The 17,638-nt window shown below is 59.9% G+C and carries 19 protein-coding genes; 11 read left to right on the top strand and 8 right to left on the bottom strand.

Annotation, left to right across the window (positions count from 1 at the left end; translation table 11 throughout):
- Positions 1–6: 6 nt before the first annotated feature.
- Positions 7–861, bottom strand: a complete 855-nt coding sequence (locus GGQ66_RS19775) for a PaaI family thioesterase (protein WP_183794876.1) — start codon at positions 859–861, stop codon at positions 7–9.
- Positions 862–1,005: 144 nt separating this feature from the next.
- On the opposite strand from GGQ66_RS19775, the gene GGQ66_RS19770 reads away from it, so the two are divergent.
- Entirely contained in the window at positions 1,006–1,833 is an 828-nt protein-coding gene (locus GGQ66_RS19770) for a DUF1684 domain-containing protein (protein WP_183794874.1), read from the top strand.
- A 2-nt stretch (positions 1,834–1,835) separates the two neighbouring features.
- Here GGQ66_RS19770 and GGQ66_RS19765 read toward each other — a convergent pair whose 3' ends face one another.
- Both GGQ66_RS19765 and GGQ66_RS19760 read right to left on the bottom strand, forming a co-directional pair.
- Positions 1,836–2,387 (bottom strand): TetR/AcrR family transcriptional regulator, encoded by a 552-nt coding sequence (locus tag GGQ66_RS19765; protein ID WP_183794872.1) that lies wholly within the window; start codon positions 2,385–2,387, stop codon positions 1,836–1,838.
- Complete coding sequence (locus GGQ66_RS19760) at positions 2,387–2,734, bottom strand: DMT family transporter (RefSeq protein ID WP_183794871.1); 348 nt, start codon at positions 2,732–2,734, stop codon at positions 2,387–2,389. The genes GGQ66_RS19765 and GGQ66_RS19760 overlap by 1 nt, the downstream gene beginning before the upstream one ends.
- Before the next feature lie 216 nt (positions 2,735–2,950).
- On the opposite strand from GGQ66_RS19760, the gene GGQ66_RS19755 reads away from it, so the two are divergent.
- Positions 2,951–3,430: a 2TM domain-containing protein gene (locus tag GGQ66_RS19755; RefSeq protein ID WP_183794869.1), complete on the top strand. Its 480-nt coding sequence runs from the start codon at positions 2,951–2,953 to the stop codon at positions 3,428–3,430.
- 63 nt (positions 3,431–3,493) lie between these two features.
- On the opposite strand, the gene GGQ66_RS19750 is transcribed toward GGQ66_RS19755, so the two are convergent.
- Positions 3,494–4,093, bottom strand: coding sequence for a biliverdin-producing heme oxygenase (locus GGQ66_RS19750; RefSeq protein WP_183794867.1), 600 nt, complete (start codon positions 4,091–4,093; stop codon positions 3,494–3,496).
- A gap of 86 nt (positions 4,094–4,179) precedes the next feature.
- Positions 4,180–4,707 carry an NUDIX hydrolase gene (locus tag GGQ66_RS19745; RefSeq protein WP_237359000.1) on the bottom strand — a complete coding sequence of 176 codons (528 nt, stop codon included), beginning with the start codon at positions 4,705–4,707 and terminating at the stop codon, positions 4,180–4,182.
- Positions 4,708–4,888: 181 nt separating this feature from the next.
- On the opposite strand from GGQ66_RS19745, the gene GGQ66_RS19740 reads away from it, so the two are divergent.
- From GGQ66_RS19740 to mctR, 7 genes are all read left to right on the top strand, one after another.
- The gene (locus GGQ66_RS19740) at positions 4,889–5,530 is read left to right on the top strand and encodes a DUF47 family protein (RefSeq protein ID WP_183794865.1); all 642 of its coding nucleotides are present in this window, start codon (positions 4,889–4,891) and stop codon (positions 5,528–5,530) included.
- Positions 5,530–6,534 (top strand): inorganic phosphate transporter, encoded by a 1,005-nt coding sequence (locus tag GGQ66_RS19735; protein ID WP_183794863.1) that lies wholly within the window; start codon positions 5,530–5,532, stop codon positions 6,532–6,534. The genes GGQ66_RS19740 and GGQ66_RS19735 overlap by 1 nt, the downstream gene beginning before the upstream one ends.
- Positions 6,535–6,873: 339 nt before the next feature.
- Positions 6,874–7,866 carry a TRAP transporter substrate-binding protein gene (locus GGQ66_RS19730; RefSeq protein WP_183794861.1) on the top strand — a complete coding sequence of 331 codons (993 nt, stop codon included), beginning with the start codon at positions 6,874–6,876 and terminating at the stop codon, positions 7,864–7,866.
- A 65-nt stretch (positions 7,867–7,931) separates the two neighbouring features.
- A complete protein-coding gene (locus GGQ66_RS19725; protein ID WP_183794859.1) occupies positions 7,932–8,441 on the top strand; it encodes a TRAP transporter small permease in 510 nt (169 codons plus the stop codon).
- Between the two features lie 64 nt (positions 8,442–8,505).
- A complete protein-coding gene (locus GGQ66_RS19720) occupies positions 8,506–9,789 on the top strand; it encodes a TRAP transporter large permease (protein ID WP_183794857.1) in 1,284 nt (427 codons plus the stop codon).
- 96 nt (positions 9,790–9,885) lie between these two features.
- Entirely contained in the window at positions 9,886–11,277 is a 1,392-nt protein-coding gene (gene mctS, locus GGQ66_RS19715) for a two-component system sensor histidine kinase MctS (RefSeq protein ID WP_183794855.1), read from the top strand.
- Positions 11,274–11,903: a two-component system response regulator MctR gene (gene mctR, locus GGQ66_RS19710; protein WP_183794853.1), complete on the top strand. Its 630-nt coding sequence runs from the start codon at positions 11,274–11,276 to the stop codon at positions 11,901–11,903. Before mctS ends, mctR begins: the two co-directional genes overlap by 4 nt.
- A gap of 87 nt (positions 11,904–11,990) precedes the next feature.
- Here mctR and ahpF read toward each other — a convergent pair whose 3' ends face one another.
- Both ahpF and ahpC read right to left on the bottom strand, forming a co-directional pair.
- A complete protein-coding gene (gene ahpF / locus GGQ66_RS19705) occupies positions 11,991–13,571 on the bottom strand; it encodes an alkyl hydroperoxide reductase subunit F (RefSeq protein ID WP_183794851.1) in 1,581 nt (526 codons plus the stop codon).
- An 81-nt stretch (positions 13,572–13,652) separates the two neighbouring features.
- Entirely contained in the window at positions 13,653–14,216 is a 564-nt protein-coding gene (ahpC, locus tag GGQ66_RS19700) for an alkyl hydroperoxide reductase subunit C (RefSeq protein WP_183794849.1), read from the bottom strand.
- Positions 14,217–14,481: 265 nt separating this feature from the next.
- On the opposite strand from ahpC, the gene GGQ66_RS19695 reads away from it, so the two are divergent.
- Positions 14,482–14,877, top strand: a complete 396-nt coding sequence (locus tag GGQ66_RS19695; protein WP_183794847.1) for a hypothetical protein — start codon at positions 14,482–14,484, stop codon at positions 14,875–14,877.
- Positions 14,878–14,954: 77 nt separating this feature from the next.
- Positions 14,955–15,650, top strand: a complete 696-nt coding sequence (locus GGQ66_RS19690; protein ID WP_183794845.1) for a helix-turn-helix domain-containing protein — start codon at positions 14,955–14,957, stop codon at positions 15,648–15,650.
- Positions 15,651–15,662: 12 nt separating this feature from the next.
- Here GGQ66_RS19690 and GGQ66_RS19685 read toward each other — a convergent pair whose 3' ends face one another.
- Positions 15,663–17,519, bottom strand: a complete 1,857-nt coding sequence (locus GGQ66_RS19685) for a sensor domain-containing diguanylate cyclase (RefSeq protein ID WP_183794843.1) — start codon at positions 17,517–17,519, stop codon at positions 15,663–15,665.
- Positions 17,520–17,638: the final 119 nt, after the last annotated feature.

The raw sequence follows: 17,638 nt of genomic DNA, 5'->3' as shown, positions 1-17,638 counted from the left end.
GGAATATCAGGACGTGGCGCCGAGCGTGGCGTTGAGGCGGGCAATCACCACCCGCCCACCACCGGGCACGTCCTGTTCGACGCGGCCGGTGACGAAGGCGACGCGGTTTGCCGCACGCTCGGCGGCAATCGTCACGCTGAGATCGGCGGGACGCCCGGACGCGAGGTAATCGACCACGCCGTCATAGAGCGAAAGCGGTCGGGGAAGACTGGCGCCGAAGCGCGCCACCGCCGTGTAAAGTGCGGCGGCGATCAGACCGCCGTGCAGGGCGTTACGGCTGGAATTGCCCATGAACTGTGGACGGAAGGCGAGCCTGCCGACCAGTACATCGGCGCGTTGTTCCGTCACCATGCCTTCGGGCCCGGACAGTGGGTCTATGCTGAAATCGGCCCGAGGCGGAAAGGGTGCGCGGGCAGTTTCATCCAGTTCCACATCGCGAACGGCAATCATCCGGCCCTGCGAGAGGATAAGCGGTACATCGGGTGCATCCTCAGCGGCGATCATGATTTCGGTCAGCACGAAATCGCCCTGAAGAGGCCGGGCGCTGGCTGAAGCCACCAGTCCTTTCCCTCTGGGAATAGGACCGAGTACGGCTTGCTGAAGACTGACGGTTGCCACCTGTTTGCGCCATTCGAAGGCAGCCGCTGCCGCCTGCCCCGCTGCAACATCCGCCAATGCTGCCGCCATGGCAGGGGTAATCGCCCCGTCAGGGCCGCAAAGACGCGGCTGGAAAGGCATGACCGCACGGGAATCATCGACTTCCGCCGACACGTAACGCAGTCCGCACCAGTCATGAAAGGCGACAACTCCGTCATAGAGGGAGAAGAAGCGATGGCGGAGGCTTTCATGCATGGGGGTCATGGCTGGTCCTGACGGAGACACGGGGTCACGGGCGTTCCGTCTTCATAACCAGCCGCGCGCTTTGCGGCAATTTCGAATTTCAGCAGGTGAAACACAAGCCTCGGGCTGCTAGGAGAGGGAAAGCTGCAAAACGAGGACAAGAGCGTGACCCAACAGACTTTCGAAGCCGAACTGGAAACCTGGCGCGCCGGACGCATCTCCGCACTGACCGCCCCCGACGGCTGGCTTTCCGTTTGTGGCTTGATCTGGATCGAGCCCGGCGAATGGCGTTTTGGTTCCGCCCAAGACAACGACATCGTCATCGAAAAACTGCCGCCCGCAGCTGGCGTGTTGCGGCTGGCGGAAGACGGAACGGCCTCCGTTTCGTTGATCGCGGAAGGTACAATCGGTGGCGAACCAAAGCGCGACGGCATGTTGTTCGATGATCATGATCCGGCCAACGTGCCCGCCCGCGTTGCCTTCGGTTCGGTGAATTTCCACCTGATTGACCGCGAGGGCAAGAAGGCGCTTCGGGTTCGCGACAGCGAAAGTGCGGCACGGCTTGCCTTCACCGGCATCGATCACTTTCCGGCTGATCCCGCTTTCCGCATTGAGGCCGACTGGCTGGCGGTCGATCCACCGCGCGCCTTCGAGGTGGATAGTGTCGTCGGCATTTCGAGTACGGTTCTTGTGAGGCACAAGGCCGTCTTTACATTCGAAGGGGCCGAATACACGCTCTGGCCGACCCATGGCAGCGCAACCTCGCCGATGTTCGTTTTGCGCGATCCAACTGCCGGCAAGGAAACCTATGGCGCCAGCCGTTTTCTGTTCGGCATTTTCGAGGAAGACAAACCGGGCAAGATCGTGCTGGACTTCAACCGCGCCATCAACCCGCCCTGTGCGTTCACGCCCGCCGCCACCTGCCCGCTGCCGCCGGCGGAAAACCGCCTGCCTTTCCCTGTCCTCGCCGGGGAAAAGAAGCCCCGCGAATAAGCTCAGCCGCGCGTCATCGCCATCAGGTTCCTGCGGAGCGCTTCGGCGCTCGCGTCCGGTTCGTCGATGAGATAGGCATACCACGCGCCATCGGCGGCAAGCCGCACCACCTCAAGCACAGGTTCACCATCCGTATCCCGATGGCGATCGCACCGGGTGCGATACCAGTTCGCCCACAGCTCGCGCAGCATGGGATCGGCAGCCAGTGATGCGGCCATCGCCGCCCAGACGGTGTTCTTTCCAAATTGCTCGCGATCGAAAACGACGGCGACATAGGCGCGGGTGAAAACACCGTGCGGCTCCGGGTCTGCCGCAATGATGGTGTCGAGCATCAGGTCGAGCTTTTCGAGCTGGTCGGCGAACATGCCTTCGACAAGCACCTGCTTGTTGGGAAAGTGGTGGAACAACCCGCCCTTGGTGACACCAGCGGCAGCGGCGACCGCCTGGATTTTCAGGGCTGCAAAGCCGTGCCGGGCGGTGATTTCGGCGGCGCAATCCAGCAGCGCGCGGCGGACCGCTTCCGGTTCCTTCCGGCGGGCAAAATTGCCGTTCATCAGGAATGACCCGTGCTGTTCGACAGGAGATTGAGAACGAGAACGCCGCCAAGGATCATGCCTATGCCGAGCACGGCGTAGAAATCCAGCCCCTGCTTGAGCACGAAAACGCCAATGCCGGCAGTGAGAATGATGCCGAAACCGCACCAGACCGCATAGGCAATGCCGAGCGGCAGAACCTTGAGCGATTGCGACATGAGATAAAAGGACAACACGTAAAAGATCACCATGCCGGCCGTCGGCAACGGCCGGGTGAATTGCTCCGATTTCTGCAACAGTGTCGTCGCCGTCACTTCAAAGACGATGGCGAGCGCGAGAACGCCGTAAGCATAGAGAAGGTTTGGCATTAAGGGGAACCTTTCTTTCACAACAGGAACATACCAATCGGTTGGTTTTGTGGTCAAGGCCGCAACGCCATCTTGCCGGATCCAGGCCGCAGAAATGTGAAGGGTGCCGCTGTCGAAGCCGACATCAGCCTGACACGGGCACGACAGTCGGGTAAATGTCGTGGTGTTCGGTTCGGGCAACGGGCAGATGAGCGGCATCGAACTTGGAGAATGGCAATGCTGATACAGAAACTTCGGCTACAGCGGGGCTGGTCACAGGAACAACTTGCTGAGATCAGCGGATTGAGCGTTCGCACCGTGCAGCGCATTGAGCGCGGGCAGGCTGCCAGCCTCGAAACCATGAAGGCGCTGGCCTCCGTCTTCGAGATCGACATCGCGCAACTGACCGAACCCAAGGAGGCAGACGTGCCCGTCGTTCCCACCACCATCATTGAAACCGAGGAAGCGATCGCTTTTGCAAAGGTACGCCGCGTCAAGCGGTTCTACCTGCACCTCGTGCGGTATGTCGCCGTCATAGCCCTGCTTGCGGTCATCAATCTTGTGACCTCGCCCCATTATCTATGGTTCCTCTGGCCAATGCTCGGCGGGGCCATCGGCATTGGGGCGAAAGCGCTCACGACTTTCGAACTCGTGCCCTTCCTCGGCGCCCGCTGGGAAAAGGAACAGGTGGAAAAGCATCTCGGCCGCAAGCTTTGACAAAAAAAGCCGCCCGCGATGATGACGCGGGCGACCCGGAACAGAACAAATTGCGGTAGCGGCTCAGGCCATCGTCTTTAGCGCATGGGCGTGAACGCGGCGGAAGGCGGCTTCCGCACCGGCAACTGCGCGCATTTCCGCAGCGTTATCCAGTTCAACCGCATCGAGCGCGGCGGTGAACGTACGCCAGTGAAGACCGCGGCCTTCCGGCGCGCCGGCCAGATGGCGGGCACCAAAGGTTTCATCGAGGCCGAGTTTGGCGGCATCCTTCAGCAGAAAAGCTGCGCCGAGGTTAGACCCCTCGACCACGTAGAGCCAGCCGAGCGCCTCGGCCAGATCCGGCTCGCCGCCATTGGCAAAGATCGGGGCGCCGGCTTCCGGCACCGTAACGCCGAGATCGGCCAGATCCTGCTCCACCATCGCCAGACGGCGACGACCGATCAGATCGGGCAGCAGCGCATCCAGACGCGCATCGTAGAACAGCGCATCGAGATCACGATGAAAGAGATACTGCATCTGAACGAACCGGGCGAAGTTTTCCCGTGCCTCAAAGGGCTTGGCCTGCATGATGAAGCCATCCAGCGCGGCATGCGCGCCATGCGTGGCGGCCTTCATGCGCTTCACGCGGGAGGTCGTGTCGATGTCGCGTTGTGCAGCGGTCATTGAATACTCCGAAATTTATGAATTTATCTGGAGTACTGCAATCATATTTTTCTTGCAAGAGCGAAACCGAAACCGCATGTGGCGCTTCAAGCCTTTCGCAGTTTGCGCTCGGCAATCATGAACAACCCTTTCAGTTCGGGCTCGCGCACTCGCCGCGACGCTTCCGCGCAGGAAACCCACTCGATCCGGCGCTGACCTTTCTCGCGGAAGGTCGTATCGACGGACCGCGCCTCGACCAAATGCACCTCGACCGTACAGGGTGCGAGCGTGCCGTCATCCTTGGCCTTGAGATAGGTGAAGTAACCGAGCGGCTTCTTGCGGGCCTTGCCGCGCACGCCCGCCTCTTCGTGGGCCTCGATTTCTGCTGATCGGTGAAGTGTCTTGCCTTTGATGGGCCAGCCCTTCGGGATGATCCAGCGCCCGCTTTCCCGCGAGGTGACCAGCAGCACCTCGATGCCGCCGGTTGCTGCGTCGATGCGATGGCACAAGGCGCCGCACTGGGTTTCGAAGCCGTTGGAAAAAAGCTGGCCGGTGAAGGCGGCAAGTTCGCCCAGAAGGCCCCGCGCCTTGCCCTTCTTCATCCCCTTGCGCTCCATCGCCGCGTTCGTCCCCATGCGTCATCCGGCGCCTGCCGCTATTCCAATATTGTGCACGCGCGTGTGCGACAGAACTATGACAGTTTTGCATGTGCCCGAAACGCGAAAAACCTGCTGTTTTCGCGGGCTTTTCGATTCTTTCCCCTGTCCTTCATGACAAATTTGTGACAGTGGAGGCAAGCACAAAAGGAACGATGTCATGATGGGACTTTTCAGAAAGCTGCTTCCCCGCGAGGACGCTTTTTTCGAACTCTTTCAGCGTCACTCCCAGCGTATTGTCGGCGCAGCCGAGGCGCTGGAGCGGCTGCTGGCCGGCCACGACGTGGCGGCCAACGCCGAGCGAATCGTCAAGCTTGAGGATGAAGCCGATGGCATTACCCGCGAGGTTCTGCAGGCTGTGCGCCGTAGCTTCATCACCCCGTTCGACCGTGGTGACATCAAGGATCTGATCCAGTCCATGGACGATGCGATCGACATGATGCACAAGGTCGTCAAAACCATTCGCCTGTTCGAACAGACGAGTTTCGACCCGGGCATGCAGGAAATGGGCAAGGCCGTCGTTCAGGCCGCCCATCTCATCGCCAGCGCTATCCCGCTGCTGGACCGTATCAATGCCAACGCCGTGGAACTCGGCTCGATTGCCGAAGAGGTGATGCGCGTCGAAGGTCATTCGGACCATCTGCATGAACTCGGACTGAAGGATCTCTATTACCGCCACGGCCAGTCCAACCCGATGGCCTATATTGTCGGCAGCCAGCTTTACGGCGATCTCGAAAAGGTCCTCGACCGGTTCGAGGATGTCGCCAACGAGATCAGCGGCATCGTGATCGAGAACGTCTGATGGACGCCACAATCGCCTTTCCGCTGCTGATGGCGCTGATTGGCGTCGCGCTGTTCTTCGACTTTCTGAATGGCCTGCACGATGCGGCAAATTCCATTGCCACCATCGTCTCGACGCGCGTCCTCAAGCCGCAATACGCCGTAGCATGGGCGGCGTTCTTCAATTTCATCGCCTTTGCTTTCTTTGGCCTGCATGTGGCGAACACGCTGGGTACCGGCATCATCGATCCGCACATCGTCACCCCCCAGGTGATTTTTGCGGCCCTGATGGGCGCCATTCTCTGGAACATCATCACCTGGCGCTTCGGTATTCCCTCTTCCTCCTCGCATGCGTTGATTGGCGGGCTGGTGGGCGCAGGCATGGCCAAGGTCGGCCCTTCGGCCATCGTCGCCAGCGGCCTGCTCAAGACCGTCTCTGCTATCGCGCTGTCGCCGATGATCGGCTTCGTGCTGGCGTTGGTGCTGGTGCTGATCGTGTCCTGGGTCTTCGTGCGCCAGACCCCCTTTGCGGTGGATCGCACCTTCCGGTTCATGCAGTTCGTGTCAGCGTCGATGTATTCGCTCGGCCATGGCGGCAATGATGCGCAGAAGACCATGGGTATTATCGCTGTTCTCCTGTTCTCGCAGGGTTATCTCGGCTCGGAATTCCATGTACCCTTCTGGGTGGTCATTTCCTGCCAGTCGGCGATGGCGCTCGGCACCCTGTTCGGCGGCTGGAAGATCGTACACACCATGGGTTCGAAGATCACAAGGCTGAACCCCATGCAGGGCTTCTGTGCCGAGACCGGCGGCGCGCTGACACTGTTCGGCGCCACTTTCCTCGGCATTCCGGTGTCCACCACCCACACCATTACCGGCGCCATCATCGGTGTTGGCGCGGCCAAGCGCACCTCTGCCGTCCGCTGGGGTCTCGCTGGCAACATCGTCATCGCCTGGGTCATCACCCTGCCCTCCGCCGCGGCGATTTCCGCGCTGACCTATTATCTGAGCGGTCTTTTCGGTTAAGGGCTTCGCATGTGAACAAAGCCGGCGGCACCTTGAGTGCGCGCCGGCTTTTTCATGCTCGCAATCGCATCACGTAATTTTATTGCCTGCACTTTGGGCACATTGACCCAATCTTGCGTTAAATTGATTGAAGCAATCACCTTATTTCATGAATTCGGGCGGAATTGGTCCGGTCCGGCGCTTGACCTCGCGCGCCTTTTTCTGAAATGAAAGGTTAATAGCGGAGTACCGACGGGTTCGCCGGTTTACGGAGGAGTTGGGTTCAGCCCGCCACGATAAAAAGCAACAACTGGCGAAACCTGTATTGCATGCGGGTGAACCGCCGAAAAGGAGAGGAAAATGAAGTCGATTCTCGCCAACGTCGCGCTTGCCAGCGCTATCGTTACCACCTTGTGGACCAGCGCCGCTGCGGCCGATCCGGTCGAGGTCAAGATCGCCTACGCGCTGGCGCGCGACTCCCACTACGGCGCTGCCGCCGATGGCTGGGAAAAGGCTGTCAGCGAAGCTTCCGGCGGGCGCTACAAGTTTACGCATTTCCCCTCCTCTGCCCAGGGTGGCGAACGTGAAGTGCTCGAAGGCCTGCAGCTTGGCACCGGCGTTCAGGCGGCCGTCGTCTCTTCCGGCACGCTGTCCAACTTCGTGCCGGAAGCCGGTGTGACCGACATTCCCTTCCTGTTCCGTGACCTCGCCCATGGTCGCGCCGTGCTGGATGGTCCGATCGGCCAGTCGATCCTCGATAAGTTCGAGGATGCCGACCTGATCGCATTGGCCTGGGGCGAACAAGGCTTCCGCCACATCACGAACAACCGCCAGCCGATCGAAAAGCCGGAAGATCTCGCTGGCCTGAAGATCCGCACCATGGAAAATCCGGTTCACATCGCCGCCTTCAAGGCAGCAGGTGCGGCACCGACACCGATGTCCTGGCCTGAAGTCATTCCGGCGCTGCAACAGGGCGCCATCGACGCACAGGAGAACCCGCTTTCGGTCATCGTTTCCGCAAAGCTGTGGGAAGTGCAGAAATATCTGACACTGTCCGGCCACGTTTATTCGACCGCCATGCTTGTCGTATCGCCGGACTTCTGGAACAGCCTTTCGGAAGCCGACCAGAAGATCTTCCTCGACGGCGCCAAGGCTGGTCAGGCCGCCATGCGCGGCTTCGTCGACAATGCCGAGAAGAGCGGTGTAGAAAAGGCCAAGGCCGGCGGCATCCAGGTGAACACGCTGTCCGCCGAGCAGAAAGCCAACTTCCAAGCCGCCATGAAAGACGCCTATGAAGGCTATTACAAGACCTACAGCAAGGACCTGATCGACCAGATCATCGCGACGAAGTAATTCGCCGCTATTTATGCCGCCATCCCGCGCGCCGTGCGGGGTGGTTTCTTTTTCGGGGAAAGACAATGAAGACCGCTGAGAACATTTTTGTTGCTATCAACCGCTGGATCCTGATCGCCATTATGATCACGATGGCCGTGATCGTGTTCACGAATGTCCTTTTGCGTTTCTTCACCAATCAATCGATCACATGGTCGGACGAGGTCGCACGCCACCTGATGATCTGGCTGACTTTTCTTGGTGCGGGCATTACGCTGCGTCACGGCGCGCTGGTCGCTATCGACAACCTGCAGCTTGCCGCAAGCCCCCGTGTCGCAAAGCTTATGCGTATCATGGTCGCCATCATCCTGCTTGCCTTCTTCGTGGTGATGATCTGGGCGGGCAAGACTTACGTGGGCAAGACCATGCGCCAGCTCACGCCATCGACGCGCATTCCCTTCGGCTATATCTACCTGGCCATTCCCATCGGCTTTTCGCTGATGATCGCCCATTTCCTGCTGGTGATCCGCACTTTCATCGCCCACGGCATGGGCGGCTTGCAGCACGACGACGAAGCGCCGCCCGTGGCGGGTTGAGCAAGCTCTCCCGAAACCTCACCCTTTCGAGCGCCGCGCGCCACAGACAGTCGAAAATTCAGCCATGATCATCATTCTCTTCGCATCCTTCTTTGTCCTGCTCGCCATCGGCGTGCCCGTTGCCTTTACGCTAGCGATCTCCACCTGGCTGGCTGTCATTCTCGGCAGTAACTACCCGCAGATTCTGGTGATCAAGGAGATGTTCTCCGGCGTCGACAGCTTCCCGCTGCTTGCGGTGCCCTTCTTCATTCTCGCTGCGGAGCTGATGACAGGCGGCGCGTTAACGCACCATCTGCTGAGGCTCGCCATCCAGTTCGTCGGCCGTGCTCGTGGCGGCCTCGGCTATGCCAGCATTCTCTCGACCACACTGTTTGCCGGCATTTCCGGCTCAGCTCTGGCCGCCGCCGCGGGACCCGGCGCCATGACAATCCGCATGATGGAAAAGAGCGGCTACGACAAACGCTACGCTTCGGCGCTCGCCGCCGCCACCGCTGTGGTCGATCCGATCATTCCGCCTTCCATCACCATGATCATCTACGCCCTTCAGGATTCGAACGTTTCGGTCGGCGGGTTGTTTGTTGCCGGCGTTTTGCCGGGCATCGCCATTTCCATCGCCATGTGCGCGGTCAATTTCTATGTATCGCGCAAGCGCGGCTATCGATCGATGGAAGTGCGCCCCAGCCTGAAGGAAATGGTAGCCAACACGCTGTATGCTGTTCCCGCGCTGGCGCTCATCGTCATCGTCGTCGGCGGCATTCGTTTTGGCTATTTCACACCGACAGAGGCCTCGGTGATTGCGGTGTTCTATGCCTTTTTCTGCGGCATGTTCATCTATCGATCGCTGAAGTTGACGCATTTGCCGGACATCATTTTCCGCTCCGCCATCATCACGACCGGTATCCTGCTCATCCTCGCTTCGGCACGCGCCTTTGCCTGGGTGCTGATCAACGAGGGCGTGCCGCAGTTCCTCGCCGAAGTCATCGTAGGCTGGAACCTGTCGCCCATCGTCTTCCTGCTCGCGGTTAACCTGCTGCTCCTCGTATTCGGCATGTTCATGGACCCGCTGCCGGGCGTCATGATTCTTGTGCCGATCCTTGCTCCGATCGCCCTCCAGCTTGGCGTCGATCCCATTCAGTTCGCGATGATCGTCATTCTCAACCTCACCATCGGCCTCATCACGCCACCGGTCGGGGCCTTGCTCTTCGTCGTATCTGCGGTGGTGAAGATCAGAGTGAGCGAAATCACTCGCGAGATGGCTCCCTTCCTGCTGGCGTATCTGGTCATCCTGGGTCTAGTCACCTTTATTCCCGCCATTTCCACCTGGCTGCCCCACCTGACCGGCTTCTGACTATCTGCCGATAGACGCAAGCGCTTGCGGCATCTATGATCCCCTACCGAGGACGGAGATAGGTGTTGCCTTTCGGGGCAAGACCTTGGGGGCAACATGAATCTGAGGCAGCAGATCCTGGCGCTGGCCATAGTGCCGCTGGTGGTCGCAATCCTTGCGATCACGGCGCTGATTACTTGGCAATCCACGACGCTGGCACGCACCAGCATCGATGCGTTCGAGCAGAATATGCTGGACGCAAAGAAGACCGAGCTTCTGAACCTCACCAATCTCGCGCTCTCTGCCATCAAGAGCATATACGAAAAGGCCGGCCCGGACGACGAGGCAGCCAAGGAAGAAGTCAAGCGCATCCTCTCCAGCCTGGATTACGGCGATGACGGCTACTTCTTTGTCTATGACTATGACGGTTTCAGCGTCGTTCATCCACGGCAGACCTTTCGTCCCGGCCATAACTGGCTCGATTTAAAGGACCCGGACGGCAATCGCGTCATTGCCGAGTTGATTGCCCGCGCCAAGGAAGGCGGCGGCCTCTATCAATACAAATGGGAAAAGCCCTCAACACGGGAGACCGTCGACAAGCTCTCCTTTGCCGCCGGCCTCGACAAATGGCGCTGGATGATCGGCACCGGCGTTTATCTGGACGATGTTTACGCCACAACGACCGCCGCCAAGGGCGAGCTTCGCCGTTCGATCGGCAACACGTTTCTGATCGTTGCGCTGATGGCCGTCCCCGCGGTTCTCGTCGTCTTCTCCACCTGCATGGTGCTGAACCTGCGACAGCAACGCATGGCCGACAGCAAGTTGAAGGAACTGACCCAGCGGATCATCGATACGCAGGAGGAAGAGCGTTTCCGCATTGCGCGCGAGTTGCATGACGGCATCTCGCAGAACCTCGTCGGTGTGCGCTATGCAATCGACCTCGCCCGGCGCAAGGTGCCGCCTGAAAGCGAGGCGGCGGCAAGCGCCATCGAAAAGGGGTCGCTTGCGCTGAACGATGCGATCAAGGAAGTGCGTCGCATTTCCCACGACCTGCGCCCGCGCGCGCTGGATGACCTAGGTCTGACGGCGGCACTTGAGGCGCTGACCGCCGGGTTTGCCGAACGCACCGGCATTGCCGTGTCGCTGGAGTCCGTCGCTTTCAAGAACATGCTCGTGCCGGAGGCGCGTATTGCGCTTTACCGCGTGGCACAGGAGGCGCTGACCAATATCGAGCGCCATGCGGGGGCCACGCAGGCAGTACTTGCCTTTTCGATCCGTGCCGATAGCATCCGCATGGAAGTACGCGACAACGGTCACGGTTTCATCGAAGGTGAAGCCAAGGCCGGACAGCAGTCCGGCGGCCTCGGCTTGCGCAACATGCAGGAACGAATGGCCCATTTTGGCGGATGCCTCCAGATCGAAAGCTCGGAAAGGGGAACGACCTTGCGCGCCATCCTGCCGATTACAGCCCTGAAGAACCGTCGCGCGGTCATAGCGGAGGCGGCATGACAGCGTCGATCAAGGTTCTTCTCATCGACAACCACCCCCTTGTGCTGGACGGGCTGAAAGCAATTCTCGAAACCTACGACCATATCGATGTCGTCGGCACTGCGGCGAATGCCCTGGCCGGGTTGAGTGTCGCGGTGGAAAAACGCCCGGCCGTGGTGTTGATGGATATCAACATGCCGCAAATCAATGGCATAGAAGCGCTGGAACTCTTCAAGGAAAAGCTGCCTTCGACGCGAATGCTTATGCTTTCGATGCATGACAGTCGCGAATATATCTCGACCTCGGTGATGCACGGCGCGTCAGGCTACATCTTGAAGGATGTGGCAACCGACGAGATCGTCGCAGCCATTGAGGCTGTCGCGAGCGGTGGCACCTACTTTTCCTCGGGCGTCTACGATGTGCTGATGGAGCGCAACCGCGACATGGCACAGGCGCTGACATCGCGGGAACAATCGGTTCTGCTGATGATTGCCGGCGGCAAGAGTAATCGGGATACCGCGCTGACGCTCGAAATCTCTGAGCGCACCGTCGAGACACATCGCAAGAACATCAAGCGCAAGCTTGGCATTGCCACGACAGCAGGGCTGACGCGCTACGCCATCGAGAACGGCTTGATCGAGAGATAAGGGAAAAGCGGCGGGCCGGTGCTACACTCCAACACGCACGCGATCCTTTCGAACTGCGCGGTGTTGAAGTCGAACCAAAAAGGCCGTTTACGCCGCTTTTTCTTCGTTTTCCGCCGGCGCAGACACGCGAATAAGGTAATCGAAAGCCCCGAGCGAGGCCTTGGCGCCTTCGCCGACAGCAATCACGATCTGCTTGTAGGGAACCGTCGTGCAGTCGCCGGCCGCGAACACGCCTTCCAGCGAGGTGTCGCCGTGGGCGCGCGTGACGATTTCGCCGCGCGGAGAGAGATCGACCGTGCCCTTCAGCCATTCCGTGTTGGGCATAAGGCCGATCTGCACGAAGATGCCTTCCAGCGGCAGCGTATGCTTCTCGCCGGACTTGCGGTCTTCATAGACCAAGCCCGTGACCCGCTTGCCATCGCCCTGAACCTCTGTGGTTCTGGCGTTCAGCAGTACCGTCACGTTCGGCAGGCTCTTCAACTTGCGTTGAAGAACCTCGTCAGCGCGCAGCTTCGTATCGAATTCGATCAGCGTGACGTGGGCGACGATGCCTGCGAGGTCAATGGCTGCTTCGACTCCGGAATTGCCGCCGCCGATGACCGCCGTGCGCTTACCCTTGAACAGGGGGCCATCACAATGGGGGCAATAGGCCACTCCCTTGTTGCGATAGTCATTCTCGCCCGGAACCCCCATCTGTCGCCAGCGCGCGCCGGTGGAGAGGATGACGGTCTTCGATTTCAGTACCGCACCGCTCGCAAGCGCCACTTCGAAGAATGAACCATTGCGCGAAAGCTTCTCCGCTCTCTGCAGGTTCATAATCTCAACCGGATATTCCTTGACGTGCTGCTCAAGCGCCGTAGCGAAGGCGGGGCCTTCGGTATGCGGAACGGAAATGAAGTTCTCGATGGCCATGGTATCCAGAACCTGACCGCCGAAACGCTCGGCGACGACGCCGGTCCGGATGCCCTTGCGGGCGGCATAAACTGCGGCCGCGGCGCCGGCCGGGCCGCCACCCACGACAAGCACGTCAAACGGTTCAAGCCCCTTGAGCTTTTCTGCCGCGCGCTCGGTGGCCCCGGTGTCGATCTTGGCGAGGATCTGCTCGACTTCCATGCGGCCCTGACCGAAGACCTGACCGTTTAGATAGACGGTCGGGACGGACATGATCTGGCGGTCGGCGACTTCCTCGGGGAAAAGCGCGCCATCAATGGCGACATGTTTGATGCGCGGGTTCAGCACCGCCATCAGGTTCAGCGCCTGCACCACATCCGGGCAGTTCTGGCACGACAGCGAGAAATAGGTTTCGAAGGTAAAATCGCCGTCAAGGTCGCGAATCTGGTCGATGATCGCCTGCTCGACACGCGGCGGATGACCGCCAACCTGCAGCAGCGCCAGCACCAGCGAGGTGAATTCATGGCCAAGCGGAATGCCCGCAAAGGCAAGGTTGATGGTCTGACCGGGGCTGGTCAGTGCAAAGGACGGCGCGCGGGAGGAGGTATCCTCAACCGTCTCCACCGTGATCTTGTCCGTCAGGCTGGCGATGTCATTGAGGAGATCCAGCATTTCCCTGGACTTCGCCGAGCCGTTCACGAAAGCACGGACTTCGATGGGGCGAACGACTTTTTCGAGATAGGCGCGAAGCTGGCCCTTCAATGAATCGTCAAGCATGGCTCTCTCCGGAAATGCGAGGTCGGTGGATGGAACGGAACCGCCCCTTTGCAGGCTGGGGCGGCTCCGCAAGTGTGGATGTCAGATCTTGCCGACGAGCGAGAGCGACGGTGCGAGCGTCTTTTCACCCTCTTCCCACTTGGCCGGGCACACTTCACCCGGATGCGAACGGACGTACTGGGCAGCCTTGATCTTGCGCAGCAGGTCGGCTGCGTTGCGACCGATGCCTTCAGCGGTCACTTCGAGCGCCTGAATGATGCCGTCCGGATCAACGATGAAGGTGCCGCGATCGGCAAGGCCTTCACCTTCGCGCATATTTTCGAAGTTGCGCGTGACGGTGCCCGTCGGATCACCGATCATGTAATACTGGATCTTGCCGATGGTTTCAGACGTGTCGTGCCATGCCTTGTGGGTGAAATGCGTGTCGGTGGACACGGAATAGACTTCCACGCCAAGCTTCTGGAGTTCGTCATAATGGTCAGCGACGTCGCCGAGTTCGGTCGGGCACACGAAGGTGAAGTCGGCCGGGTAGAAGAAGAAAACGGCCCACTTGCCGAGGACGTCGGCTTCGGTGATTTCGACGAACTTGCCCTGCTTGAAAGCCTGGGCCTTGAACGGCTTGATCGGTGTATTGATAACAGACATGGTCTTTACTCGTCCCGGTTGGCGAAGGAATAAATTTTGCAGGGCACCATAGTGCGCGTGCGCCGCGCTGCAAACAAGAAACTGTCTTGTCGCACCCCGTCAATAACAGTTTTTTCCGATTAGAGTGATATTTCTTCAATGGATATTGCGATTTATAAAATGCACTTGGATCACCCGTTTCCCAACGACAGCCTGTCGGTTTGCCGCATTGCGAAGCTCGTGCGGGCGCGGTATCACGCTGTAACGTGAGACTTGGGAACGAGACATGGCGCTTTCCAGACGAATAAGGGCATATATGCGCGTTCTTTGCGCGCTGGCACTTTTCGCCGTCGGTTTTGCACACCAGCCACCTGTTATCCGGCAGGTGGCTTTTACATCCGCCGAGCTTGCGCTTTATACACTTCCTGATGGCACGCTGCCGGATTTCTGCCTGACCGGCAAGGATGGTGAAGGCAACCACCACGGTGTTTTTGGACCGGACTGCGAAGCCTGCAGAATCTCCACGACGATTGCGCTGCCCTGCCCTTCGGATATGGGCGGCGATGTTGTCCGACGTGAGTTCGCCCGTCTCCGACCGCCTGAGGATGTGCCGCCAGCGCGGTATATTCTGCCACCAAATGCCAAGCCCCGCGCACCACCTGCGCTTTCCTCGATGGCCTGAGCCTGTCCCGACGGGACGTCCTTTCCATTCCAGACCGGCCAGCGCCGCTTTGCGCAAAGGCCGCTGCAGGTGTGTTCATGTTCCACGAAACGCTTTCGGGTGCCCAGACATCCGCCACGCCGTTTAAATTCGCCTTGCCACACGTCGCTCCCGCCCCGCCCCCCGCGACAACGCTGGAAGCGCGTCGTTCTCTTGCGCTTCAAGGAGCGTTCCGGGCCGGAAACTTCCGCATACGGCAGGGCTGCATCGCACTTCATCAAAGTCTGGCGGATGGCCGCCGTCAGATTCTCGACATTCTCGGGCCCGGGCGTCTGCTTGGGTCGGATTTGATGAATGCACTGGTCTGCTCCGCTGAACCGATGACACCAACCATCATAGAAACCTTGCCGGCGGGTCCGGCTACCGATGCGGACGTGTTGCTGGCGCTGCGGCTTATGCTCAAACGCGCCCAGGCGCATGCGATGCTTTTGGGCCGCAAGACCGCGGCGGAGAAAGTTGCGTCGGCACTTATCGACCTTGCCGCACAGTTTGCCGGTGCCAAGCGACCGCGCAACGAACGTGCCATCACCTTTCGCCTTTACCTGACGCGCGCGGATCTAGCCGACTGGCTGGGCCTGACGCTTGAGACGGTGAGCCGGACATTGAACGCATTCAAGCGGGGTCAGGTCATCGATTTCCGCCATGCGGATATCATCACGATCAAGGATACAGCGGCGCTCGCCACCCTCGCCGCAGGCGAACTGCCCCGCCAAATGCTGGCGCAGGATCGCTGAGGTGGGTCGGCTTCAACCCGTCGCCTTGATCCGCGACGGGTTGAAACCATCTGTCTCGTCAGCGGCAACCCTATTGCGACCGTCCTCCTTGGCCCGATACAAGGCCTTGTCGGCGCGATGAAAAAGGGCTTCAGCGTCAAGCGGTTCTCTGGAACCTGCGGGCAGCGTTGCCACCCCGATCGATACGGTGACCACGCTCCACGGCTGGTTTGCACTATGCTGCAGACCAAGACTGGCGACACGCGTGCAGATCGATTGCGCCACCACCATGGCTCCCTCGAACCCGGTTCCCGGCAGAAGGACCGCAACCTCCTCGCCCCCAAAACGGGCCGCACAGTCCTCCCGACGTGAAACGCTCTGCATCACCGCTCCGGCGATGGCCCTTAGGCAGACATCACCTTCGGCGTGGCCATAGGTGTCATTGTAGAGCTTGAACTTGTCAGCATCGATCATCAGCAGTGACAGCGGTGCGGCGCGATCGCCCGTTCCCTCCGTCAGAAGACGCAAGCGGTTATCGAAGGCGCGGCGGTTGGCCAGTCCAGTCAGGGCATCGGTATTGGCCAGAGCGTCGAGTTGTTCCTGTTCCCGCTTCTGGCGGGTGATGTCGCGCGTGATGGCGACGAACCCACCAAGGCCATCGGCGGTGGTCGGCATGCGGCTGAAGGCAACCTCCAGCCAAACCTCCCGGCCATCGGGCAAGTCGCGTTTGAGAACAACCGTTTCACCCCGCGTACCGAACCGCAGTTTGTGCAACACGGCACCCACGTTAAGCGCGCTCTCTCGATCCAGTCCCTCGACGATGCTGTGACCAAGCAGCGCCTCGGGCGCGATTCCAAGCACGTCCGTTGCGGCCGGCGACACATAAACCTGCACGCCATTCGCATCCAGTCGCTGGATCATCTGAGAGGACGATTCCGCAAGAAGCCTGAACTCGGCCTCACGCGCGGCCAATGCCATTTCCCCGGCCCGGCGCAGGCGGGTCTGATGCGCCCAGCGCCAGGCCGCGACGCCTGCAAGCGCCAGGATCAGGCCAAACGACGTCCAGCGGATACGGGCCAAGGCAGACCAAGCGGCAAGCGTCTCAGGCCGCGACGCGGCTGTGAGAATAACGATGCCGGTACGTGGGCTGCGGGCAAAGGCGCCAAAACGCTTCTCGCCGTCCACCGGCGACTGGTACTCATAGACGCCGGAAGATGCGCCAACGAGACGACGCGTGAAGAGTTCATGGCTGGAAATATCCATCGCATACATGTCTTCCCGCTCCGGCGCACGCGCCAGCACGATGCCATCGCCACGCGTCAGCAGGAATGTACCCTTGGCGCCAATGTCGAATTTTCCAAAGAAATCGGTAAGATAGGTAAGCGGCAAGGCCGCTATGAGGACGCCGCCAAACGAGCCCTCCGGATGGTCGTAGCGGCGGCTGATGGTCAAAATCCACCCTCCGCCCAGCCGCGACCAGACAGGCTTGCCAATCAGTGCCTTCGGGCCGGGATTATCCCGGTGGAAACGGAAGTATTCGCGGTCTGACAGATCGACAGCGGGATCATAAGCCTCACGGGAGGAAACAGCGACCCGTCCGTTTTGATCGACAAAGGAGAAAAAGTCGATACGACCTGAAAGGCGGGCGAGCCGCTTCATTTCCGCAAGAAGGCGCAGGTTGCTGTGCCCGTCAATGTCCCTGGCCGTTATCGTACCAAGGAGGGCATCCAGCAGCGATTCCGTCATCTGCACGGTATCGTCGACGTGCTGTATGATGGCGCTTGAGGACTGGGTCAGATTCTGCTCGACCTGAGCGATCTTGCCGGTCCAACTCACATATTCATCATAAGCCACAATGGCGAGCAGGCCCAGAAAGACAAGGAGGACCATGCCAATATTGTATCGCCCCGAAGACCGAAAGATATGCGCTTCAAACAAAATTCAACCTCCACGAGAACGGTTGTTCTCGCCTCCCATCCATTATACTTCACTTCTCTTTCCGTTCCTCT

It is taken from the genome of Allorhizobium borbori (assembly GCF_014196535.1).
GTDB lineage: Bacteria > Pseudomonadota > Alphaproteobacteria > Rhizobiales > Rhizobiaceae > Ectorhizobium > Ectorhizobium borbori.
The sequence above is the reverse complement of the archived record's forward strand: the minus strand, read 5'-3'. Positions and strand labels throughout refer to the sequence as shown.

Coding starts and splice junctions, on each gene's coding strand:
- mctS (WP_183794855.1), top strand. CDS start 9,886: ATGAATCTGAGGCAGCAGATCCTGGCGCTGGCCATAGTGCCGCTGGTG.
- GGQ66_RS19725 (WP_183794859.1), top strand. CDS start 7,932: ATGAAGACCGCTGAGAACATTTTTGTTGCTATCAACCGCTGGATCCTG.
- GGQ66_RS19685 (WP_183794843.1), bottom strand. CDS start 17,519: ATGGTCCTCCTTGTCTTTCTGGGCCTGCTCGCCATTGTGGCTTATGAT.
- GGQ66_RS19775 (WP_183794876.1), bottom strand. CDS start 861: ATGACCCCCATGCATGAAAGCCTCCGCCATCGCTTCTTCTCCCTCTAT.
- GGQ66_RS19760 (WP_183794871.1), bottom strand. CDS start 2,734: ATGCCAAACCTTCTCTATGCTTACGGCGTTCTCGCGCTCGCCATCGTC.
- GGQ66_RS19730 (WP_183794861.1), top strand. CDS start 6,874: ATGAAGTCGATTCTCGCCAACGTCGCGCTTGCCAGCGCTATCGTTACC.
- GGQ66_RS19695 (WP_183794847.1), top strand. CDS start 14,482: ATGGCGCTTTCCAGACGAATAAGGGCATATATGCGCGTTCTTTGCGCG.
- GGQ66_RS19750 (WP_183794867.1), bottom strand. CDS start 4,093: ATGACCGCTGCACAACGCGACATCGACACGACCTCCCGCGTGAAGCGC.
- ahpC (WP_183794849.1), bottom strand. CDS start 14,216: ATGTCTGTTATCAATACACCGATCAAGCCGTTCAAGGCCCAGGCTTTC.
- GGQ66_RS19755 (WP_183794869.1), top strand. CDS start 2,951: ATGCTGATACAGAAACTTCGGCTACAGCGGGGCTGGTCACAGGAACAA.
- GGQ66_RS19735 (WP_183794863.1), top strand. CDS start 5,530: ATGGACGCCACAATCGCCTTTCCGCTGCTGATGGCGCTGATTGGCGTC.
- GGQ66_RS19720 (WP_183794857.1), top strand. CDS start 8,506: ATGATCATCATTCTCTTCGCATCCTTCTTTGTCCTGCTCGCCATCGGC.
- GGQ66_RS19740 (WP_183794865.1), top strand. CDS start 4,889: ATGATGGGACTTTTCAGAAAGCTGCTTCCCCGCGAGGACGCTTTTTTC.
- GGQ66_RS19690 (WP_183794845.1), top strand. CDS start 14,955: ATGTTCCACGAAACGCTTTCGGGTGCCCAGACATCCGCCACGCCGTTT.
- GGQ66_RS19765 (WP_183794872.1), bottom strand. CDS start 2,387: ATGAACGGCAATTTTGCCCGCCGGAAGGAACCGGAAGCGGTCCGCCGC.
- GGQ66_RS19745 (WP_237359000.1), bottom strand. CDS start 4,707: ATGGGGACGAACGCGGCGATGGAGCGCAAGGGGATGAAGAAGGGCAAG.
- ahpF (WP_183794851.1), bottom strand. CDS start 13,571: ATGCTTGACGATTCATTGAAGGGCCAGCTTCGCGCCTATCTCGAAAAA.
- mctR (WP_183794853.1), top strand. CDS start 11,274: ATGACAGCGTCGATCAAGGTTCTTCTCATCGACAACCACCCCCTTGTG.